We start from the raw sequence: 19,729 nt of genomic DNA, 5'->3' as shown, positions 1-19,729 counted from the left end.
CTAAGGCCACTGGTAACCGATGCCGCTCACCCTCGCCTCACTCGTCCAGCACTCGGCGCTCAAGCTCAGCGTCCGGGCGGGGGAGGGACGCCTCGAGACCCCGGTGCGCTGGGCCCACGTCAGCGAGCTCGCCGACCCGGTCCCGTACATGGAGGGCGGGGAGCTGCTCCTGATCACCGCGATGAAGCTGGACGCCGGGGACCCCGACGAGATGCGGGCCTACGTGCGCCGCCTCGCCGCGGCCGGCGTCGTCGGCATCGGCTTCGCGATCGGCGTCAACTACGAGGAGATCCCCGAGGCGCTGGTGGAGGCCGCCCGTGCCGAGGACATGCCGCTGCTGGAGGTCCCGCGGCGGACCCCCTTCCTGGCGATCAGCAAGGCCGTCTCCGCCGCCCTCGCGGCCGACCAGTACCGGGCCGTCACCGCAGGCTTCGAGGCGCAGCGCGAGCTGACGCGCGCCGCGCTCTCCGTCGACGGCCCCGCCGAGCTGCTCGCCAAACTGGCGGCGCACGTACACGGCTGGGCCGCCCTCTACGACACCTCGGGCGCCGTCGTCGCGGCCGCCCCCGACTGGGCCGCGCGCCGCGCCGCCCGGCTCACCCCCGACGTGGAACGGCTGCGGGAGCGCCCGGCGCCCGCGAGCGCCGTGGTCGGCGGGTCCGAGGACCGCGTCGAACTCCAGTCCCTGGGCACCGGCCGACGGGCGCGCGGCGCGCTCGCCGTCGGTACCGCGGCCCCGCTGGGCACGGCCGAGCGGTACGCCGTCCACTCCGCGGTCGCGCTGCTCACCCTCACCACCGAGCGCTCGCGCTCCCTGCACGACGCCGAGTCCCGACTGGGGGCGGCGGTGCTGCGGATGCTGCTGGCGGGCGAGGCGGACCATGCGCGGTCCGTGGCCGGGGACCTGTACGGGGCCCTGCTGGAGGCGCCGTTCCGGCTGATCGTGGCCGAGCCGGCGCTGGCCGGGACCGCGCAGCCGGAAGGGCTCGCACTGCTCTCCGACACCGTGGAGTCGGCGGCCGCCCGCACCGGGGAGACCCTGCTGGTCGTCCCGGAGGCGGGCCGGCTCGTGATCCTCGCCTCCGACGGGGGCTCGGCCGTCCAGGCGTGCGTGGACCATGCGGAGGCGCTGGAGGCGCGCCGCGGCCGGGACGCGGCGGGACCCGAGCCGGACGAACTGGTGGTCGGCCTGTCCGCGCCGGCCGGACCGGCCGCCGTGGCGGCGGCTCTCAAGCAGGCCGACCAGGCCCTGGCCGTGGCCCGGCGCCGGGGGCGGCCGATGGTGGAGCACGAGGAGATGGCGGCGGGCTCGGTGCTGCCGCTGCTGGCCGACGACGCCGTACGGGCCTTCGCGGACGGCACCCTGCGCGCGCTGCGGGAGCACGACGCGACCGGGCGCGGCGACCTGGTGGCCTCGCTCCAGGCCTGGCTCTCCCGGCACGGGCAGTGGGACGCGGCCGCCGCCGACCTCGGCGTGCACCGGCACACCCTGCGCTACCGGATGAAGCGGGTCGAGGAGATCCTCGGCCGCTCCCTGGAGGACCCGGACGTCCGCATGGAGCTGTGGCTCGCCCTCAAGGCCAGCCCGCCCGCCGCCTGACCGGACCGCGGCCGCCGCAGCGGACCGACCGGGTCCGCCGCAGCGCACCCACCTCGGCCGCAGCAGCAGACCGGCCGGACGTGTGACATTGACAAAGCGGCGCAGCCTTCGCGACGGGTACTACACGCCGGACAAACGCCGAATCGCCCACGGAGTCCTACGGTGGAGGTGTCAGGACCCACCGCACACTTTCGAAGGGCCGGGATTCGCATGACTTCCACCCACGCCTTCTGGCTCGCCGGCCGCCAGGCCACCGGCGAGGACAGCTTCGACGTCCACTCCCCGTGGGACGGCCGACTGGTCGCCGCCGTCAGCGTGCCCACCGACGAGCAGGTCGAAGAGGCCGTGGCCGCGGCGTACGCCGTGACGGCGGAGTTCTCCGCGACCCCCGCCCACGTACGTGCCGCGGCGCTGGACCACGTGTCCAAGCGCCTGGTCGAGCGCACCGAGGAGATCGCCCAGCTGATCTCCGCCGAGAACGGCAAGCCCGTCAAGTGGGCCCGCGGTGAGGTCGGCCGTGCGGTGTCCGTGTTCCGCTTCGCCGCCGAAGAGGCCCGCCGGTTCAACGGCGGAGAGGCCCAGCGCCTGGACACCGACGCCGGTGGTGTCGGCCGTCTCGCGCTGACCCGCCGCTTCGTCAAGGGCCCGGTCCTCGGCATCGCGCCGTTCAACTTCCCGCTGAACCTGTGCGCCCACAAGGTGGCCCCGGCCATCGCCGTCGGCGCGCCGATCATCCTCAAGCCCGCTCCGGCCACGCCGCTGTCCGGGCTGATCCTGGGCGAGCTGCTCGCCGAGACCGACCTCCCGGCCGGTTCCTGGTCGGTCCTGCCGGTCGCCAACGACAAGATGCCGGCGCTGGTCAAGGACGAGCGTCTGCCCGTCATCTCCTTCACCGGTTCCGACACCGTCGGCTACGCCATCCAGCAGTCGGTGCCCCACAAGCACTGCACCCTGGAGCTCGGCGGCAACGCCGCGGCCGTGGTCCTGGACGACTGGTCCTCCGAGGCCGACCTCGACTGGGCCGCGACCCGTATCGCGACCTTCTCGAACTACCAGGCCGGTCAGTCCTGCATCTCCGTGCAGCGCGTGATCGCCGATGCCTCGGTCTACGACCGCCTCGTCGAGAAGGTCGTCGAGAAGGTCCAGGCGCAGGTCACCGGCGACCCGTCCGACTCCGCCACCGACGTCGGCCCCCTCGTCTCCGAGGCCGCCGCCCAGCGCGTCGAGGCCTGGGTCGACGAGGCCGTGGCCGGCGGAGCCAAGCTCCTCACCGGTGGCAAGCGCGCGGGTGCCTCGTACGAGCCCACCGTCCTGGCCCACGTGCCGGACGGCGTCAAGCTCGCCACCGAGGAGGTCTTCGGACCGGTCCTGACGCTGAAGAAGGTCGAGAACACCGACGAGGCCTTCGCCGCCGTCAACGACTCGAAGTTCGGCCTGCAGGCCGGCGTCTTCACCCGCAACGTCCAGACCGCGTTCCGGGCCCACCGCGAGCTCGAGGTCGGCGGTGTCATCATCGGCGACGCGCCGTCCTACCGCGCCGACCAGATGCCGTACGGCGGCGTCAAGCAGTCCGGTGTGGGCCGTGAGGGTGTCCGCTACGCGATGGACGACTACACGTACGAGCGGGTCCTGGTCCTGACCGGCCTCGACATCTGATCTCGTACGGCCCACAAGCCGACGGCCGGAGCCTACTGTGCGGGGGCTCCGGCCGTCCCCCTTTTCCGGGCCACCGCTTTCCTCCCATCGGCCGACTGCCGAGGCCGTCGGCCGATGGGAGGAAAGCGGTGGCCCCGTCGCGCGTCAGGTGGCGGATTTGTCGGATTGTGTGTGACTGGATGCTCGGGCGGCCCTGATCGGGGGCGGAATGCCGTCGGCGTCCCGTCCGACCGCGGTCCCTCCTCACCCAGGAGCCTTGATCGTGACGCTCACCGTGCTGCATCGGACATCGGGTCGTGCCGGGACCGGGGCCGGCGGGCGCCGCAGTTCGGCGGCGCCGGCAACGACGTCCAGGACGGCGGGGCGGGCATCAACACCAACGACGGCGGCTCCGGCTTCAACGTCTGTACCCGGCCCGTACCGGCCCCCCGGGCCCCGGCCGCCGATTCCCCCGACTGGACCGTCCCGGCTTTTCCGGTGGAGCCGGACGGGGTACGACTCACAAGTAGCACCGGCTGGTAGTCCGGTGAACCGACTCCGGCGGCGAGGTGAGTCCCCGCATGTCCGCAACACAGCCCGCACAGCCCAAGGTGACCGAGCGCGAGGCACGGCAGGTCGCGGAGGCGGCCCGGGAACAGGACTGGCGCAAGCCCAGTTTCGCCAAGGAACTCTTCCTCGGGCGCTTCCGGCTCGACCTGATCCACCCCCACCCGCTCCCCGCCGACGAGGACGTCCGGCGCGGCGAGGCCTTCCTGGCCCGGCTGCGGGAGTTCTGCGAGACCCACATCGACGGGGCCCGCATCGAACGCGAGGCGAAGATCCCCGACGAGACCGTGCGCGGGCTCAAGGAGCTCGGCGCCCTCGGCATGAAGATCGACCCCAAGTACGGCGGCCTCGGCCTCACCCAGGTCTACTACAACAAGGCGCTGGCCCTCGTCGGCTCGGTGAGCCCCGCCATCGGGGCGCTGCTCTCCGCCCACCAGTCGATCGGCGTGCCCCAGCCGCTGAAGATGTTCGGCACGCAGGAGCAGAAGGACGCCTACCTGCCCCGCTGCGCCACCACCGCCATCAGCGCCTTCCTGCTCACCGAGCCCGACGTGGGATCCGACCCGGCACGCCTGGCCACCACGGCGGTCCCCGACGGGGACGACTACGTCCTCGACGGCGTGAAGCTGTGGACGACCAACGGGGTCGTCGCGGACCTGCTCGTCGTCATGGCCCGCGTTCCCAAGTCGGAGCACCACCGCGGCGGAATCACCGCCTTCGTCGTGGAGGCCGACTCACCGGGCATCACCGTCGAGCACCGCAACGCCTTCATGGGCCTGCGCGGCCTGGAGAACGGCGTCACCCGCTTCCACCGGGTCAGGGTCCCCGCGGCCCAGCGCATCGGCGCCGAGGGCGCCGGCCTAAAGATCGCCCTGACCACCCTCAACACCGGCCGGCTGTCCCTGCCCGCCATGTGCGTCGGCGCCGGCAAGTGGTGCCTGAAGATCGCCCGCGAGTGGTCCGGCGTACGCGAGCAGTGGGGCCGACCGGTCGCGAAGCACGAGGCGGTCGGCGCCAAGATCTCCTTCATCGCCGCCACCACCTTCGCCCTCGAAGCGGTGGTCGACCTCGCCTCCCAGATGGCCGACGAGGACCGCAACGACATCCGCATCGAGGCCGCCCTCGCCAAGCTCTACGGCTCCGAGATGGCCTGCCTGATGGCCGACGAGCTGGTCCAGATCCGCGGCGGGCGCGGCTTCGAGACCGCCGACTCCCTCGCGGCCCGCGGCGAACGCGCCGTACCCGCCGAACAGATGCTCCGCGACCTGCGCATCAACCGGATCTTCGAGGGCTCGACGGAGATCATGCACCTGCTGATCGCCCGCGAGGCCGTGGACGCCCACCTCTCGGTGGCGGGCGACCTCATCGACCCCGACAAGGCGCTCGGCGACAAGGCGAAGGCCGGAGCCCGGGCCGCCGGCTTCTACGCCCGCTGGCTGCCCAAGCTCGCCACCGGCCCCGGCCAGGTCCCCGGCACCTACCGCGCCTTCCACCCCGGCGGCCACCCCGACCTCTCCACCCACCTGCGCTATGTGGAGCGCAGCGCCCGCAAACTCGCCCGCTCGACCTTCTACGCCATGTCCCGTTGGCAGGGCCGCATGGAGACGAAGCAGGGCTTCCTCGGCCGGATCGTCGACATCGGCGCCGAGCTGTTCGCCATGAGCGCCGCCTGCGTCCGTGCCGAGCACCTGCGCGCCACCGGCGCCCACGGCCGCGAGGCGTACCAGCTGGCCGACGCCTTCTGCGAGCAGTCCCGGCTGCGCGTCGAGGAGCTCTTCGGCCGGCTCTGGTCCAACACCGACGACCTCGACCGCAAGGTGGTCGCGGGCGTCATGTCCGGGACCTACGCCTGGCTGGAGGAGGGCGTCCTCGACCCCTCCGGCGAGGGCCCCTGGATCGCGGACGCCGCCCCCGGACCGTCGACTCAGAAAAACGTGCACCGCCCCATCCGCTGACCTGCGATCATCGCCGCACGTCGGACAGACGTACGAGGATGAGTACGAGTACTGGTACGCGTACGAGCACAGCGCGAGGCGGACGAGAACGATGTCGACGGCCGAGGAAGACCGCACCAGCCGGCGGCTGGCCTGGTGCGTGGCGCACCTGCTGCGCCACGCACCGGACCACGTCGTCACCGACATGATCGGCCGGCTCGACCGGCCCACCCGCAAATACTTGTGCCGGGACGAGTGGCTCTCGGCTTCCACCGTCACCCTCCTGCTGCGCCACGGCAGCGAGGAGGACCGCCACTACATCGCCCGCAACCCCCGCGTCGTCGGACGACCGCTGCCCGGCCTGCCCGGCCCCACGCGGTACGCCCGTCGCCGGACCCCGCCCGAACTCCTCCCGGTGCTCCGCGCCGAGCTGGGCCGGCACCCCGACGACGGACCGCTCACGGCCGCCGAGCTGATCGGCCTGCTGCGCCGGCACGGCCGCCGCGGCCCGCGCGTCCCGCTGGACATCCTGGCGCTCCCGTACGAGGCGGACCCGGACCTGCTGCGCGCCGAGCACGCCCGGCTGCCCCTGCCCGTCGGCTCCGTCGAGGCCCTGCTGATGGTCGCCGACCTGCCCCCCGACGGCGTCCACGCCCTGCTGGCCACCGGGGAGCAGGCCACGACCGGGGGCTCCTGGCACCGGCCCGCCGTCCGGGCCGTGCGGACCGGCCGGGTCACGCACGAGGAACTGGTCACCCACGTCGTCCCCGCCCGCCACACCCTGCTCCTCGGCCACCTCCCCGTACGGCGGTCCCTGCGCTGGACCCTGCCCGAACAGGCGGGCATGCAGACGGCCGTGCAGCGGGCCCTGCGCCCACTGGGGGACGACCCCCGCCTGTGGGCCGAGCTGCTGCGGCACGCCCCCGGCCACCCGGGCCCGCTGCCGGCGCTGGTGGCGGCCGTGGCCGATGACGCCCTGCCCGAGCCGGCCGCAGCGGATCAGCCCGGGCCCGAGCTGATCCGGGCCGTCCGCCATCTGGCGCCGACGCCCGCCGAGCCGACCGGGGAGGTGGAGCGCGAGCTGGCCCTGGCCAGCCTCGCCGTCCCGATGGACAGCGCCCTGGAGGACATCCGCTGGGTGCGCGACTGCCTGGACCGCGGCCTGCTGACCGGCATCGACGTGGTCCGGTTCAAGCTGCCGGCCTGCTGGGCCCTCGACGAGGACCACTGGCTCGGCGACGTGGACCACCCCGACCGCCACGACCGTCCGGACGCCGTCCTCACCGCCCGCGCCGAGGCGGACCGGCTGTTCACCGCGGCCCTCGGCGAGGACCCGCAGGCCTGGTGGCGTACGGCGCGCACGCTCCCGGAGTTCGCCGGAACGCTCCCGCACCTGCTTCTGCGGGTAACGGAAGGGGGCTCCGTGTCCGGCCGCTCCTGACTTGCGGCAACAATGGGGGGCATGAGCGACCGCCCAGCCCCCCTCGCCGATCCGCACCTCCTCTTCGACCCTGCGGCCGGCCTCCGGGACATCGTCATCCTCGGGTCCACCGGGTCCATCGGGACCCAGGCCATCGACCTCGCCCTGCGCAACCCGGACCGGTTCCGGGTCACCGCACTGTCCGCCGCGGGCGGGCGGGTGGAGCTGCTGGCCGAGCAGGCCCGGCTGCTGCGGGTCAAGACGGTGGCCGTCGCCCGCGAGGACGTCGTACCGGCCCTGAAAGAGGCGCTGAGCGCCCAGTACGGCGCGGCCGAGCCGCTGCCCGAGATCCTGGCCGGCCCGGACGCCGCGGCCGAACTCGCCGCCTCCGAGTGCCACACCGTCCTGAACGGCATCACCGGCTCCATCGGCCTCGCACCGACCCTCGCCGCCCTGCGGGCGGGCCGGACCCTGGCCCTGGCCAACAAGGAGTCGCTGATCGTCGGCGGCCCGCTGGTCAAGGCGCTGGCCCGGCCCGGCCAGATCATCCCCGTGGATTCCGAGCACGCCGCGCTCTTCCAGGCGCTCGCCGCCGGCACCCGGGCCGACGTCCGCAAGCTCGTGGTGACCGCCTCCGGCGGCCCCTTCCGCGGCCGCACCCGCGCCGAGCTGGGACAGGTCACCGTGCAGGACGCCCTCGCGCACCCCACCTGGGCCATGGGCCCGGTGATCACCGTCAACTCCGCGACCCTGGTCAACAAGGGGCTGGAGGTCATCGAGGCGCACCTGCTCTACGACATCCCCTTCGACCGCATCGAGGTCGTGGTCCACCCGCAGTCCTACGTGCACTCGATGGTGGAGTTCACGGACGGCTCCACGCTCGCCCAGGCCACCCCGCCGGACATGCGCGGCCCCATCGCGATCGGCCTCGGCTGGCCCGAGCGGGTCCCGGACGCGGCCCCCGCCTTCGACTGGACCAAGGCCTCCACCTGGGAGTTCTTCCCGCTGGACACCGAGGCCTTCCCGTCGGTGGGCCTGGCCCGGCACGTGGGCACGCTCGGCGGCACCGCCCCGGCGGTGTTCAATGCGGCCAACGAGGAGTGCGTCGAGGCATTCCTGGCAGGTCGGCTGCCGTTCACAGCAATCATGGATACGGTCTCTGCCGTGGTCGATGAGCACGGGACACCTGAGTCGGGAACCTCCCTGACGGTCCAGGACGTCCTAGAAGCGGAGGCCTGGGCCAGGGCCCGGGCGCGGGAGATGGCGGCACGGGCCGCCGTGGAGGCGCGCGCATGACACTACTGATGACGGTGCTCGGGGTCGTGGTCTTCGCGGTCGGCCTGCTGGTCTCCATCGCCTGGCACGAGCTGGGGCACCTCTCCACGGCCAAGGTCTTCGGCATCCGCGTGCCGCAGTACATGGTGGGCTTCGGGCCGACCATCTGGTCGCGGAGGAAGGGCGAGACCGAGTACGGGATCAAGGCCATCCCGATGGGCGGCTACATCCGCATGATCGGGATGTTCCCGCCCGGCGAGGACGGCAAGGTCACCGCCCGCTCCACCTCGCCGTTCCGGTCGATGATCGAGGACGCCCGCTCGGCGGCGTACGAGGAGCTCCAGCCCGGGGACGAGAGCCGGCTCTTCTACACGCGCAAGCCGTGGAAGCGCGTGATCGTGATGTTCGCCGGACCGTTCATGAACCTGATCCTGGCCGTGGCGATCTTCCTCACCACCCTGATGGCCTTCGGGCTGAACACCCAGACCACCTCCGTCGCCACCGTCTCGGACTGCGTCATCCAGCAGAGCGAGAAGCGCGACAAGTGCGCCCCCGGCGACCCGGCCGCCCCCGCCAAGGCGGCCGGCCTGAAGGCGGGCGACAAGATCGTCGCCTTCAACGGGCGCGCGGTCGGCGACTGGTCCGCCCTCCAGAAGGACATCCGCGCCACCGTCGGCCCCGCCACGATCACGGTGGAGCGGGCCGGCGGGCGCGTGGACCTCACGGCGAACCTGATCGAGAACAAGGTCGCCAAGACCGACGGCAGCGGCCGGTACGTCAAGGACGAGTACGTCACCGCGGGCTTCCTCGGCTTCGCCCCCGCCTCCGGCTACGTCCCGCAGTCCTTCGGCCAGTCCGTCGACCGCATGGGCGAGATGATGCAGGCCGGCGTCCAGTCGCTGGTCGAGCTGCCCTCCAAGGTCCCGGACCTGTGGAACGCGGCCTTCAACGGGGCCGAGCGCAAGCAGGACAGCCCGATGGGCGTCGTGGGCGCGGCACGGGTCAGCGGTGAGATCTTCACCCTCGACATCCCCGCCCAGCACCAGCTGGTCTTCTTCCTCAACCTGCTGGCCGGCTTCAACCTCTCGCTGTTCCTGTTCAACATGCTGCCGCTGCTCCCGCTCGACGGCGGGCACATCGCCGGCGCCCTGTGGGAGTCGGTCCGGCGGGGCGTCGCACGGATCTTCCGGCGCCCCGACCCCGGCCCGTTCGACGTGGCGAAGCTGATGCCCGTCGCGTACGTGGTCGCGGGCCTGTTCATCTGCTTCACCTTGCTGGTGATGGTGGCCGACGTGGTGAACCCGATCAAGATCACCTAGTTTGCGGGGGCTCTACCCCAGGCGTACGGGAGCCGGGCACGCTTCGTGCCCGGCTCCCTACGTTCGGGTGGCGCACCCCCTCGGATGCACGGGCCGCCCCGTGGTTGGCGTAATCTCGAAGCCTGGAGCCCGCCGATCTCGGGACCTTGATCCACACCTTGGGGTTGCACAGCAGATGACTGCCATCTCTCTCGGAATGCCGGCCGTGCCGACGAAGCTTGCCGACCGCAGGGTCAGCCGCAAGATCCAGGTCGGCAAGGTGGCCGTCGGCGGCGACGCACAGATCTCCGTGCAGTCGATGACCACCACCAGGACCTCCGACATCGGGGCGACGCTCCAGCAGATCGCCGAGCTGACCGCCTCCGGCTGCGACATCGTCCGTGTGGCCTGCCCGACCCAGGACGACGCCGACGCACTCGCCGTGATCGCGAAGAAGTCGCAGATCCCGGTCATCGCCGACATCCACTTCCAGCCGAAGTACGTGTTCGCCGCGATCGACGCCGGCTGCGCCGCGGTCCGGGTCAACCCGGGCAACATCAAGCAGTTCGACGACAAGGTCAAGGAGATCGCGAAGGCCGCGAACGAGACGCGCACCCCGATCCGCATCGGTGTGAACGCCGGCTCCCTCGACGCCCGACTCCTGAAGAAGTACGGCAAGGCCACCCCCGAAGCGCTGGTCGAGTCCGCGCTCTGGGAGGCCTCCCTCTTCGAGGAGCACGGCTTCGGCGACATCAAGATCTCGGTCAAGCACAACGACCCGGTCGTCATGGTCAACGCCTACCGCCAGCTCGCCGCCGCCTGCGACTACCCGCTGCACCTGGGCGTCACCGAGGCCGGCCCCGCCTTCCAGGGCACGATCAAGTCCGCCGTCGCCTTCGGCGCGCTGCTCTCCGAGGGCATCGGCGACACCATCCGCGTCTCCCTCTCCGCCCCGCCGGCGGAGGAAGTCAAGGTCGGCATCCAGATCCTGGAATCGCTGAACCTCAAGCCGCGCCGCCTGGAGATCGTCTCCTGCCCCTCCTGCGGCCGCGCCCAGGTCGACGTCTACAAGCTGGCCGAGGAGGTCACGGCGGGCCTGGAGGGCATGGAGGTCCCGCTGCGCGTCGCGGTCATGGGCTGCGTCGTCAACGGCCCCGGCGAGGCCCGTGAGGCCGACCTCGGCGTCGCCTCCGGCAACGGCAAGGGCCAGATCTTCGTCAAGGGCGAGGTCATCAAGACCGTCCCCGAGTCGAAGATCGTGGAGACCCTCATCGAAGAGGCGATGAAGATCGCCGAGCAGATGGAGAAGGACGGCGTGATGAGCGGCGAGCCCACCGTCGCCATCGGCGTCTGAGTCCTTCGGGCTCGGCCCGCTCGCTCGTCCCGCTCGTGGCCCCGGTGCCGTTCCCGCAGTTCGGGGGCGGTCCGGGGCTGTTTCGTGACCGCGGACACGGCATCCCCGGGCGCCGCCGGGTACAGTGCGGAGATCAGCAGACTTGCATGGTGAGGCCCCAGTGTTGACGCAGACCACCACCCGGGTCCTTGAGCCCAGTGATCTCGACGCCGCGATGGAAATCCTCGGACGCGAGCCGGTCGAGAACGCCTTCGTCACTTCACGGGTCCAGGTCGCCGGACTCGACCCGTGGCGCCTGGGCGGCGAGATGTGGGGCTGGTACGCCGACGGCGAGCTCCGCTCGCTCTGCTACGCGGGCGCCAACCTGGTCCCCGTCTGCGCAGGGCCCGACGCCGTACGCGCCTTCGCCGACCGGGCCCGCCGCACCGGCCGCCGCTGTTCCTCCATCGTCGGCCCCGCCGAGGCCACCCGGCTGCTGTGGCAGCTCCTGGAGCCCAGCTGGGGCCCCGCCCGCGAGGTCCGCTCCCACCAGCCGCTCATGGTCATCGAGCGCCCGTCCACCACGGTCGAGGCCGACCCGCAGGTCCGCCGGATCCGCAAGGACGAGATGGAGCTGATCATGCCCGCCTGCGTGGCCATGTTCACCGAGGAGGTCGGCATCTCGCCGATGGCCGGTGACGGCGGGCTGCTCTACCAGGCCCGCGTCGCCGAACTCGTCGCCGGCGGCCGGTCCTTCGCCCGCGTCGACGACGGCAAGGTCGTCTTCAAGGCCGAGATCGGCGCCGCCACCGCCCGCGCCTGCCAGATCCAGGGCGTGTGGGTGGACCCCGAGTTCCGCGGCCTCGGCCACTCGGAGACCGGGATGGCCGCCGTCGTGGCGTACGCGCTGCGGGACGTGGCGCCCGTCGTCAGCCTCTACGTGAACGACTTCAACGCCGCCGCGCGGGCGGCCTACAAGCGCGTCGGCTTCCGTGAGGTCGGCGCCTTCATGAGCGTCCTGTTCTGAACCGGGCCCGACCCGATCCGAAAGGCGGGCCACCGACCCCGGCAGTCTCGGCAGTGGCATTCCGGCGCCCCGGTACCGCCGAGTAAGGTCGCCGCATGCTGCCTTCCGGAGTCCGCATCGGTCCCCTCGACCTCGCCGCCCGCGTGGACGAGGCCCTGCGCGTGCAGGCCGTCGCCTTCGGCCTGAGCGAGGAAGAGGTCGGCATCCGGCGCTACATCGTCCAGCGCCACATGACCTGCCGCGGAGCCCGCGCCCTCGGGGCCTTCGCCGAGGACGGGGCGCTCACCGGCTTCGTGTACGGGATGCCCAACGACCGTACGCACTGGTGGTCCACCGTCGTCGAGCCCTATCTGCGGGCCGGCGGGCACGAGCACTGGCTCGACGGCTCCTTCGTGATCACCGAACTGCACGTGCACCCCGGATTCCAGGGAAACGGCATCGGCCGCGCGCTGATCACCGACATCACCGACGCCGCCGACGAGTCCCGCTCGATCCTCTCCGCCATCGACACCGAGAGCCCCGCCCGCGGCCTCTACCGGGCCCTCGGCTACGCCGACCTCGCCCGCCAGGTCCACTTCCCGAGCGCGAGCCTCCCGTACGCCGTCATGGGCGCCACCCTGCCGCTGACCAGGCCCTGACCTGGGGGTCCAGGCACCGAAACGAGTACCGCGGGCGGCGGCGCCCCCGGTAACCTCCCGGCATGTCTACGCAACACGTGCAGCGCATGTCCCGTCTGATGGCCAAGACCCTCCGCGAGGACCCGGCCGACGCCGAAACCCTCAGCCACCGGCTGCTGGTCCGCGCCGGCTACGTCCGGCGCAGTTCCGCCGGGGTGTGGACGTGGCTGCCGCTCGGCAAGCGGGTCCTGGACAACGTCTCGCGCATCGTCCGCGAGGAGATGGACGCGATCGGGGCCCAGGAGGTGCTGCTCCCGGCGCTGCTGCCGAAGGAGCCGTACGAGGTCAGCGGACGCTGGTCGGAGTACGGGGACCTGCTGTTCCGGCTCAAGGACCGCAAGGGCGCGGACTACCTGCTCGGGCCGACCCACGAGGAGATCTTCACCCTGGTGGTGAAGGACCAGTGCACCTCGTACAAGGACCTGCCGGTCATGCTCTACCAGATCCAGACCAAGTACCGCGACGAGGCACGGCCCCGGTCCGGGGTGCTGCGCGGGCGCGAGTTCCAGATGAAGGACTCGTACTCCTTCGACGTGTCCGACGAGGGCCTCGCGGAGTCCTACCGGCTCCACCGCGAGGCGTACGTCCGCATCTTCGAGCGGCTCGGCCTGGACCACCGCATCGTGTCGGCGGTCTCGGGGGCGATGGGCGGCTCGGCGTCGGAGGAGTTCCTGGCCCCCGCCGAAGCGGGCGAGGACACCTTCGTGGACTGCCCCTCCTGCGCCTACGCGGCGAACACGGAGGCCGTCACCTTCGCCCTCGCTCCCGTCTCGGCCGAGCACCCGGCGCTGGAGGAGGTGGACACCCCCGGCACCCCGACGATCGAGACCCTGGCCGCGCACCTGGGCGTACCGGCCTCCGCGACGCTGAAGAACCTCCTGGTCAAGGTCGACGGCGAGATCGTGGCCGTCGGCGTGCCGGGGGACCGCGAGGTGGACCTCGGCAAGCTGGGCGAGCACCTGGCCCCGGCGGTGGTGGAGTTGGTGACGGCCGAGGACTTCGTGGGCCGCCCGGACCTGGTCCGCGGTTACGTGGGCCCGCAGGGCCTGGAGAAGGTCCGCTACCTGGCCGACCCCCGTGTCGCGCCCGGCACTTCCTGGGTGACGGGGGCCAACCGGGCGGACACGCACGCCCGGAACGTGGTCTGCGGGCGCGACTTCGAAGTGGACCAGTACGTGGACGTCGTGGTCGTGGAGCCGGGCGACCCCTGCCCGTCCTGCGGGGCGGGGCTGCGGCTGGACCGGGCGATCGAGATCGGGCACATCTTCCAGCTGGGCCGCAAGTACGCGGACGCCTTCGGGCTGGACGTCCTCGGCCGCGAGGGCAAGCCGGTCCGGGTCACGATGGGCTCGTACGGCATCGGCGTCTCCCGGGCGGTGGCGGCGCTGGCCGAACAGACGGCGGACGAGCGCGGCCTGTGCTGGCCGGCGGCCGTGGCCCCGGCCGACGTCCACGTGGTGGCGGCGGGCAAGGCCGTGCCGCTGGCCCTGGCGGAGGAGGCGGCGGCCGCGCTGGCCGCGTCGGGGCTGCGGGTCCTGCTGGACGACCGGCCCGGCCTGTCGCCCGGCGTGAAGCTGACGGACGCGGAGCTGATCGGCGTGCCGTGGATCCTGGTGGCGGGCCGCCGCTCCGCCGACGGCGTGGTCGAACTCCAGCACCGCGCGTCCGGCACCCGCGAAGAGCTTTCCCTGCCGGAAGCCCTCGCCCGCCTGATTCCGTAACGCCGGCTGATTCAGCCTCGCCGGCGTTTGAGGCGCGGGTCCGGGCAGCGCCCGGGAGGCGCAGCGGCTACTCGCGCAGCCCCTCCCGCTCCTCCTCCGGCGACGGCGCATCCAGCATCAGCCCGTCCACCGGGGCGCCGAGCGCGTCCGGCACCGGAGCTCCCTCGAGCTCCTCCGCGTCGAGCCCGTCCGCGTCAGCGACCTCGGCCGGCCCGGGGCCTTCGGAAGCCGGGCCGGCCGGGGCCGGTTTCTCCCGCGCGGGGCCCGCCGCAGGCGGAGGCGCCGAGCGCTCGAGAAAGCGCAGCAGCTCCACCGGGAACGGCAGCACCAGCGTGGAGTTCTTCTCGGCGGCGACCGCCACGATCGTGTGCAGCAGGCGCAACTGCAGCGCCGCCGGCTGCTCCGACATGACCTCCGCCGCCTCCGCGAGCTTGTGCGAGGCCTGGAGCTCGGCGTCCGCGTTGATCACCCGCGCCCGCCGCTCCCGGTCCGCCTCCGCCTGCCGGGCCATCGACCGCTTCATCGTCTCGGGCAGGGACACGTCCTTGATCTCGACCCGGTCGATCTGCACGCCCCAGCCCACCGCCGGGCTGTCGATCATCAGCTCGAGGCCCTGGTTGAGCATCTCCCGGTTGGACAGCAGATCGTCCAGGTCGGACTTTCCGATGATCGACCTGAGCGAGGTCTGCGCCATCTGGGAGACGGCGAAGCGGTAGTCCTCCACCGCCACGATCGCGCTCGCCGGGTCGACGACCTTGAAGTACACGACCGCGTCCACCCGCACCGTGACGTTGTCCCGGGTGATGCCCTCCTGCGCGGGCACCGGCAGCGTCACGATCTGCATGTTGACCTTACGGAGCCGTTCCACGAACGGGACGATCGTCGTGAAGCCGGGCCCGCGGACCTCCTCGCGCAGCCTGCCGAAGCGGAAGACCAGGCCCCGCTCGTACTGCTTCACCACCCGGGCCGCGGCGCCCACGTAGACCACGGCGGCCACACCCGTGGCGATCGCCGCTGTCAGCAGTTCTTCGACCATGACGGCCCCCTGCCGGACATACCTTGATATCTACGGTATGCCCTACAACCAGGCCGCGAACTCCAGCAGCAGCTCCGCGTCCCGGCGCCGCCCCGCGGCCAGCGCGCGGTTGCCGGACTCGACCGCCCGGAACAGCGTCCAGCCCCGCAGCCGCTCCCGGTCCACGTCCAGCGCGTCGGCCAGCTTGTTCACCCGGCGCCGGGCCCCCGCCGCCCCCGCCGAGGACGCCACCTGGTCCTCCAGCCGGTCGCGGACCAGCCGCGCCAGGTCGTACGCCCGCTCACCGACCAGCGGATCGGGACCCACCGTCAGCCAGGGCGCCCGCTCGCCCGCCAGCACCTTGCCCTGCCGGAAGTTCCCGTGCAGCAGCAGTTCCTCCGGCGCGGCCGCCACCAGCTCCGCCCGCATCGCCAGCGCCGTGTCGGCCAGGGCCCGGACCTCCGCCGGGGCCCCTTGCAGGACCGCCGACTGCTGCTCGGTGCGTTCCGCGACCGTCTCCCAGCCGTGCCCGGCCGCCGGCGGCGCCACCCACAGCCTGCGCAGCGTGCCGCTCGCCTCCAGCAGGGCCTTCGCCTCCGGCAGCGAGCGCAGCGACACCTCCGGGTGCAGCCGCTCCAGCAGCAGCGCCCCGTCGTCTTCGTGGTGTCGGGTGTCGAGGACCCGTACGGCCCCGAAGCCGCCCCAGTGGGCCAGGGCGGCCAGCTCCCGGTCGGGCCGGGCGTGCGGGGGCGCCAGCTTCAGCGCGGCCGGGGTCCCGTCGGCGTACGTGACGAGGACGACCAGGCTGCTGCGGCCGCCCGGGGCCTGCACCCGCCGGGCCTCCACCCCGCGCCGGGACAGCGCGGCCTCGGTGAGCCGGGGCAGCTGCCCCAGCCAGTCCGCGTCCTGCGCCGTCTGCGGCATCTCGCCGAGCGCCCGTACAAGCCGCTGCGGCGGTTCGAAAGCCATGCGTGCGTGGTCCCTTTCAGCTGTGCTGGGCCCGTTGCGCCTCGTCAGCGCGTTCCGCGAGCCCAGGGAAGGCTACGCCGACACCGCGCCAGCGTGCCGCGCGCACTGCCGCCGCGCTCAGCGCGTCGGCCGCCTCGCGGCGCAGCGGACCCTCCGCCGCCCGCACCAGATCGGAGTACGCGCCGGCCACCCGGTCCTCGATCTCGGCGGCCAGCCGTTCGGCGTCCGCCGGGGTGCGCACCTCGAAGGGCAGGGCGTACGCGGCCTCGGCGGGCCGGGGCGCGCCGCCCAGCTGGCGCACGGTCCGGGCGAGGGCGTCCCGGCGCGCGAGGTGGCCGCCGTACGACTCGCGGGCCTGCGTCGCGCGGGCGCCGGTGGACCGGGCGCCGATCACCCCGTAGCCGTACGCCGCCGCGTGCTCGGCGGCGAGCGCGGCCTGGGCGGCCTCCAGGGCCCCGCCGGCGGCGGAGGGTTCGGGCTTCACGAGGTCGCTCCCGGGTTCGAGGTCAGCAGGTACGCGTGTACGGCGCCGCAGGCGGCCACCGAGGCCAGCAGCCGGGCCAACTCGGCCGGGGCCCCGGCCAGGTCGATCGTGCGGGACTCGGACAGGCTCCGCTCGGCGTCCGCGAGGGCGGTCAGGGCCTCCTCGGGCTTCGGCGGCACCGGCTCACCGCTCGCCGCGGGCGCGGCCGCCCCCGTACCGCCGGACCGGGACGGGGCGGGCGAGGGCCGGTCCGAAGGGGTCGGGGACAGGGCCGCGGCGTGCGCGGCGACGGCGGCGCGCAGCGGAGCGAGACGGGCGGCCAGGGCCGGATGGGCGGCCGCCGTGGTGTCGTAACGTTCCAGCAGTCGCGTACTGTCACGGACGGCCGTCTCACGCATCCGCCGTTCGAGTGGAATCGTGAGGGCCGCGTCGGTCGCACGGTCGAGGGAACACCCGGTCAGCAATCCGGCGCCGGCCGCACCGGCGGCTCCGGCGAGCAGGCTCCTGCGCGAGGGTCGCGAGGGTCTCGAAGGCAGAGTCCAGGGCACGGCGACGTCCTCCGGGTGATGGCGGGGTGATGGCGGGGCAGGGTGTGATCACGGTACCCGGGGCCCTGTCCACAGGGCGGACGGCAACACCCTCCGACACCGGATACCCTTTGACCTGACACACGACGGTAATCACAACAGCACACGCGGCCGAGGAGTCACCCGGATGAGCACCACCCAGAGCGACAGGCTGCGCGGACTGCTGGAGCCGCTCGTCGCCGCCAAGGGCCTGGACCTCGAAGAGATCGAGATGTCCCGGGCGGGCAAGCGCCGGATGCTGCGGATCATCGTGGACTCCGACGAGGGCGTGGAGCTGGACGCGTGTGCGGAGCTGAGTCGCGAGGTCTCCGACAAGCTCGACGAAACCGATGTGATGGGTGAGGACGAGTACGTCCTCGAAGTGAGCTCGCCGGGCGCCGACCGCCCGCTGACCGAGCACCGTCACTACGTACGGGCGATCGGCCGCCTCGTGAAGTTCCAGCTCGCCGAGGGCGGGGAACTGATCGCCCGCATTCTCGAAGTCGACGACGAGGGCCTGGACCTCGAAGTCCCGGGCGTGAAGGGCCGCAAGGCGACCGCCCGGCGTATCGCATTCACCGACATCGCCAAGGCGCGTGTCGAGATCGAGTTCAACCGCAAGGACAAGAAGGAAGAGGAGGCGTAGCCGTGGACATCGACATGAGTGCCCTGCGGGGTCTGGTCCGGGAGAAGGAGATCTCCTTCGACCTGCTCGTCGAGGCGATCGAGTCGGCCCTCCTCATCGCGTACCACCGGACCGAGGGGAGCTTCCGCCGCGCTCGCGTCGTGCTGGACCGCACCAATGGTCACGTGGTCGTGTGGGCGACGGAAGACCCGAGGGATCTCGAAGAGGGCCAGGAGCCCAAGGAGTTCGACGACACGCCGTCGGACTTCGGCCGGATCGCCGCGACGACCGCCAAGCAGGTGATCCTGCAGCGTCTGCGCGACGCCGAGGACGACCTGACCTTCGGCGAGTTCGCCGGCCGTGAGGGCGACGTCATCACCGGCGTCGTCCAGCAGGGCAAGGACCCGAAGAACGTCCTCGTCGACATCGGCAAGCTGGAGGCCATCCTGCCGGTGCAGGAGCAGGTCCCCGGTGAGGAGTACACGCACGGTCTGCGCCTGAAGGCGTACGTCGTGCGGGTGGCGAAGGGTGTCCGCGGTCCGTCCGTGACCCTCTCGCGCACCCACCCCAACCTCGTGAAGAAGCTCTTCTCGCTGGAGGTCCCGGAGATCGCCGACGGCAGCGTCGAGATCTCGGCGATCGCCCGTGAGGCCGGTCACCGCACCAAGATCGCGGTGCGTTCCACCCGTTCGGGTCTCAACCCGAAGGGCGCCTGCATCGGCCCGATGGGCAGCCGCGTGCGCAACGTGATGGCCGAGCTGCACGGCGAGAAGATCGACATCGTCGACTGGTCGGACGACCCTGCGGAGATGGTCGCGAACGCGCTGTCACCCGCCCGGGTGAGCAAGGTCGAGGTCGTCGACTGGGACACCCGCTCCGCACGGGTGACCGTGCCGGACTACCAGCTGTCGCTGGCCATCGGCAAGGAGGGCCAGAACGCCCGCCTCGCCGCGCGGCTCACCGGCTGGCGCATCGACATCCGCCCCGACACCGAGACGGCGCCCGACGCCGACCGGGACCGGGACGGGGAATAAACCGGTACCGTCCGGGCTTCCCCGGACGGTAGACAGGGTGCACGATCCGCCGCTCCGGCGGCGGATACAAGACAACACGACAGCCGTTCGATCTTTCCCCCGCCACTTGTCGGGAGAGAGGTCGGTGCGGGGAGGTAGACTTAGGCGTGTCTGGCCGGACGCAAGCCCGCGCATGCCCCGAACGCACCTGTGTGGGGTGTCGGGAGCGAGCGGCCAAGAACGATCTGCTGCGCGTCGTGGCGGATCGGGACGCTTGCGTCCCCGATCCACGCGGTACGCGGCCAGGACGGGGTGCTTATGTGCACCCCGCCGTGGTCTGCCTCGACCAGGCGATCCGCCGCCGTGCGTTCCCCCGGGCCCTTCGGTCCGCCGGAGCGCTCGACACGGAGAACCTGCGCAATGCCGTGGCCGGTGAGGCCGGGCACACCGTAAAGAAGTAGTACGGCACGGATACCCCGTGCGGTCAGGTACCTCGCGAGTTGGAAGTAGGTCGAGATTGCGATGAGCACTCGATGAGTACGCGATGAGTACGCCCATGAAGTAGCGACG

The 19,729-nt window shown here is 72.3% G+C and carries 17 protein-coding genes; 13 read left to right on the top strand and 4 right to left on the bottom strand.

Annotation, left to right across the window (positions count from 1 at the left end; genetic code table 11):
* Positions 1 to 19: 19 nt before the first annotated feature.
* The 10 genes from B6R96_RS10145 (at position 20) to B6R96_RS10100 (ending at position 14,487) form a co-directional block, all read left to right on the top strand.
* Positions 20 to 1,600, top strand: coding sequence for a PucR family transcriptional regulator (locus B6R96_RS10145; protein WP_081522297.1), 1,581 nt, complete (start codon positions 20 to 22; stop codon positions 1,598 to 1,600).
* Positions 1,601 to 1,810: 210 nt separating this feature from the next.
* Positions 1,811 to 3,256, top strand: coding sequence for an aldehyde dehydrogenase family protein (locus B6R96_RS10140; protein WP_030386351.1), 1,446 nt, complete (start codon positions 1,811 to 1,813; stop codon positions 3,254 to 3,256).
* Between the two features lie 560 nt (positions 3,257 to 3,816).
* Positions 3,817 to 5,757 carry an acyl-CoA dehydrogenase family protein gene (locus tag B6R96_RS10135; RefSeq protein ID WP_030386349.1) on the top strand — a complete coding sequence of 647 codons (1,941 nt, stop codon included), beginning with the start codon at positions 3,817 to 3,819 and terminating at the stop codon, positions 5,755 to 5,757.
* 91 nt (positions 5,758 to 5,848) lie between these two features.
* Positions 5,849 to 7,177, top strand: a complete 1,329-nt coding sequence (locus B6R96_RS10130; RefSeq protein ID WP_081522296.1) for a hypothetical protein — start codon at positions 5,849 to 5,851, stop codon at positions 7,175 to 7,177.
* A 21-nt stretch (positions 7,178 to 7,198) separates the two neighbouring features.
* A complete protein-coding gene (gene dxr, locus B6R96_RS10125) occupies positions 7,199 to 8,452 on the top strand; it encodes a 1-deoxy-D-xylulose-5-phosphate reductoisomerase (RefSeq protein WP_079406294.1) in 1,254 nt (417 codons plus the stop codon).
* Positions 8,449 to 9,750: a M50 family metallopeptidase gene (locus B6R96_RS10120; RefSeq protein ID WP_081522295.1), complete on the top strand. Its 1,302-nt coding sequence runs from the start codon at positions 8,449 to 8,451 to the stop codon at positions 9,748 to 9,750. The genes dxr and B6R96_RS10120 overlap by 4 nt, the downstream gene beginning before the upstream one ends.
* Positions 9,751 to 9,925: 175 nt before the next feature.
* Entirely contained in the window at positions 9,926 to 11,083 is a 1,158-nt protein-coding gene (gene ispG / locus B6R96_RS10115) for a flavodoxin-dependent (E)-4-hydroxy-3-methylbut-2-enyl-diphosphate synthase (protein WP_030386345.1), read from the top strand.
* Positions 11,084 to 11,246: 163 nt separating this feature from the next.
* Positions 11,247 to 12,089 carry a GNAT family N-acetyltransferase gene (locus B6R96_RS10110; protein ID WP_037860162.1) on the top strand — a complete coding sequence of 281 codons (843 nt, stop codon included), beginning with the start codon at positions 11,247 to 11,249 and terminating at the stop codon, positions 12,087 to 12,089.
* 95 nt (positions 12,090 to 12,184) lie between these two features.
* Positions 12,185 to 12,727 carry a GNAT family N-acetyltransferase gene (locus tag B6R96_RS10105; protein WP_030386343.1) on the top strand — a complete coding sequence of 181 codons (543 nt, stop codon included), beginning with the start codon at positions 12,185 to 12,187 and terminating at the stop codon, positions 12,725 to 12,727.
* Between the two features lie 62 nt (positions 12,728 to 12,789).
* The gene (locus B6R96_RS10100) at positions 12,790 to 14,487 is read left to right on the top strand and encodes a proline--tRNA ligase (protein ID WP_081522294.1); all 1,698 of its coding nucleotides are present in this window, start codon (positions 12,790 to 12,792) and stop codon (positions 14,485 to 14,487) included.
* 67 nt (positions 14,488 to 14,554) lie between these two features.
* On the opposite strand, the gene B6R96_RS10095 is transcribed toward B6R96_RS10100, so the two are convergent.
* From B6R96_RS10095 to B6R96_RS36755, 4 genes are read right to left on the bottom strand one after another with little or no spacing between them, the layout of a single operon-like run.
* Positions 14,555 to 15,523, bottom strand: a complete 969-nt coding sequence (locus B6R96_RS10095) for a slipin family protein (protein ID WP_078972344.1) — start codon at positions 15,521 to 15,523, stop codon at positions 14,555 to 14,557.
* Positions 15,524 to 15,565: 42 nt separating this feature from the next.
* Positions 15,566 to 16,471: an aminoglycoside phosphotransferase family protein gene (locus B6R96_RS10090; protein WP_053177424.1), complete on the bottom strand. Its 906-nt coding sequence runs from the start codon at positions 16,469 to 16,471 to the stop codon at positions 15,566 to 15,568.
* 16 nt (positions 16,472 to 16,487) lie between these two features.
* Positions 16,488 to 16,955 (bottom strand): ferritin-like domain-containing protein, encoded by a 468-nt coding sequence (locus tag B6R96_RS10085; RefSeq protein WP_053177422.1) that lies wholly within the window; start codon positions 16,953 to 16,955, stop codon positions 16,488 to 16,490.
* Positions 16,952 to 17,503 (bottom strand): hypothetical protein, encoded by a 552-nt coding sequence (locus B6R96_RS36755; protein ID WP_030386338.1) that lies wholly within the window; start codon positions 17,501 to 17,503, stop codon positions 16,952 to 16,954. Before B6R96_RS36755 ends, B6R96_RS10085 begins: the two co-directional genes overlap by 4 nt.
* A gap of 166 nt (positions 17,504 to 17,669) precedes the next feature.
* Here B6R96_RS36755 and rimP point away from each other — a divergent pair, with 166 nt between their 5' ends.
* From rimP to B6R96_RS10060, 3 genes are all read left to right on the top strand, one after another.
* Positions 17,670 to 18,167, top strand: a complete 498-nt coding sequence (gene rimP / locus B6R96_RS10070; protein ID WP_030386337.1) for a ribosome maturation factor RimP — start codon at positions 17,670 to 17,672, stop codon at positions 18,165 to 18,167.
* A 2-nt stretch (positions 18,168 to 18,169) separates the two neighbouring features.
* Positions 18,170 to 19,180 (top strand): transcription termination factor NusA, encoded by a 1,011-nt coding sequence (nusA, locus tag B6R96_RS10065; protein WP_030386336.1) that lies wholly within the window; start codon positions 18,170 to 18,172, stop codon positions 19,178 to 19,180.
* Between the two features lie 146 nt (positions 19,181 to 19,326).
* Positions 19,327 to 19,620, top strand: a complete 294-nt coding sequence (locus tag B6R96_RS10060) for a YlxR family protein (RefSeq protein ID WP_081522293.1) — start codon at positions 19,327 to 19,329, stop codon at positions 19,618 to 19,620.
* The last annotated feature ends 109 nt before the right edge of the window (positions 19,621 to 19,729 follow it).

The organism is Streptomyces sp. Sge12 (assembly GCF_002080455.1).
Taxonomy (GTDB): domain Bacteria; phylum Actinomycetota; class Actinomycetes; order Streptomycetales; family Streptomycetaceae; genus Streptomyces.
The sequence above is the reverse complement of the archived record's forward strand: the minus strand, read 5'-3'. Positions and strand labels throughout refer to the sequence as shown.

What these genes read in the sequence shown, in the direction of transcription:
- B6R96_RS10145 (WP_081522297.1), top strand. Translation starts at nt 20, where the DNA reads ATGCCGCTCACCCTCGCCTCACTCGTCCAGCACTCGGCGCTCAAGCTC.
- B6R96_RS10140 (WP_030386351.1), top strand. Translation starts at nt 1,811, where the DNA reads ATGACTTCCACCCACGCCTTCTGGCTCGCCGGCCGCCAGGCCACCGGC.
- B6R96_RS10135 (WP_030386349.1), top strand. Translation starts at nt 3,817, where the DNA reads ATGTCCGCAACACAGCCCGCACAGCCCAAGGTGACCGAGCGCGAGGCA.
- B6R96_RS10130 (WP_081522296.1), top strand. Translation starts at nt 5,849, where the DNA reads ATGTCGACGGCCGAGGAAGACCGCACCAGCCGGCGGCTGGCCTGGTGC.
- dxr (WP_079406294.1), top strand. Translation starts at nt 7,199, where the DNA reads ATGAGCGACCGCCCAGCCCCCCTCGCCGATCCGCACCTCCTCTTCGAC.
- B6R96_RS10120 (WP_081522295.1), top strand. Translation starts at nt 8,449, where the DNA reads ATGACACTACTGATGACGGTGCTCGGGGTCGTGGTCTTCGCGGTCGGC.
- ispG (WP_030386345.1), top strand. Translation starts at nt 9,926, where the DNA reads ATGACTGCCATCTCTCTCGGAATGCCGGCCGTGCCGACGAAGCTTGCC.
- B6R96_RS10105 (WP_030386343.1), top strand. Translation starts at nt 12,185, where the DNA reads ATGCTGCCTTCCGGAGTCCGCATCGGTCCCCTCGACCTCGCCGCCCGC.
- B6R96_RS10100 (WP_081522294.1), top strand. Translation starts at nt 12,790, where the DNA reads ATGTCTACGCAACACGTGCAGCGCATGTCCCGTCTGATGGCCAAGACC.
- B6R96_RS10095 (WP_078972344.1), bottom strand. Translation starts at nt 15,523, where the DNA reads ATGGTCGAAGAACTGCTGACAGCGGCGATCGCCACGGGTGTGGCCGCC.
- B6R96_RS10090 (WP_053177424.1), bottom strand. Translation starts at nt 16,471, where the DNA reads ATGGCTTTCGAACCGCCGCAGCGGCTTGTACGGGCGCTCGGCGAGATG.
- rimP (WP_030386337.1), top strand. Translation starts at nt 17,670, where the DNA reads ATGAGCACCACCCAGAGCGACAGGCTGCGCGGACTGCTGGAGCCGCTC.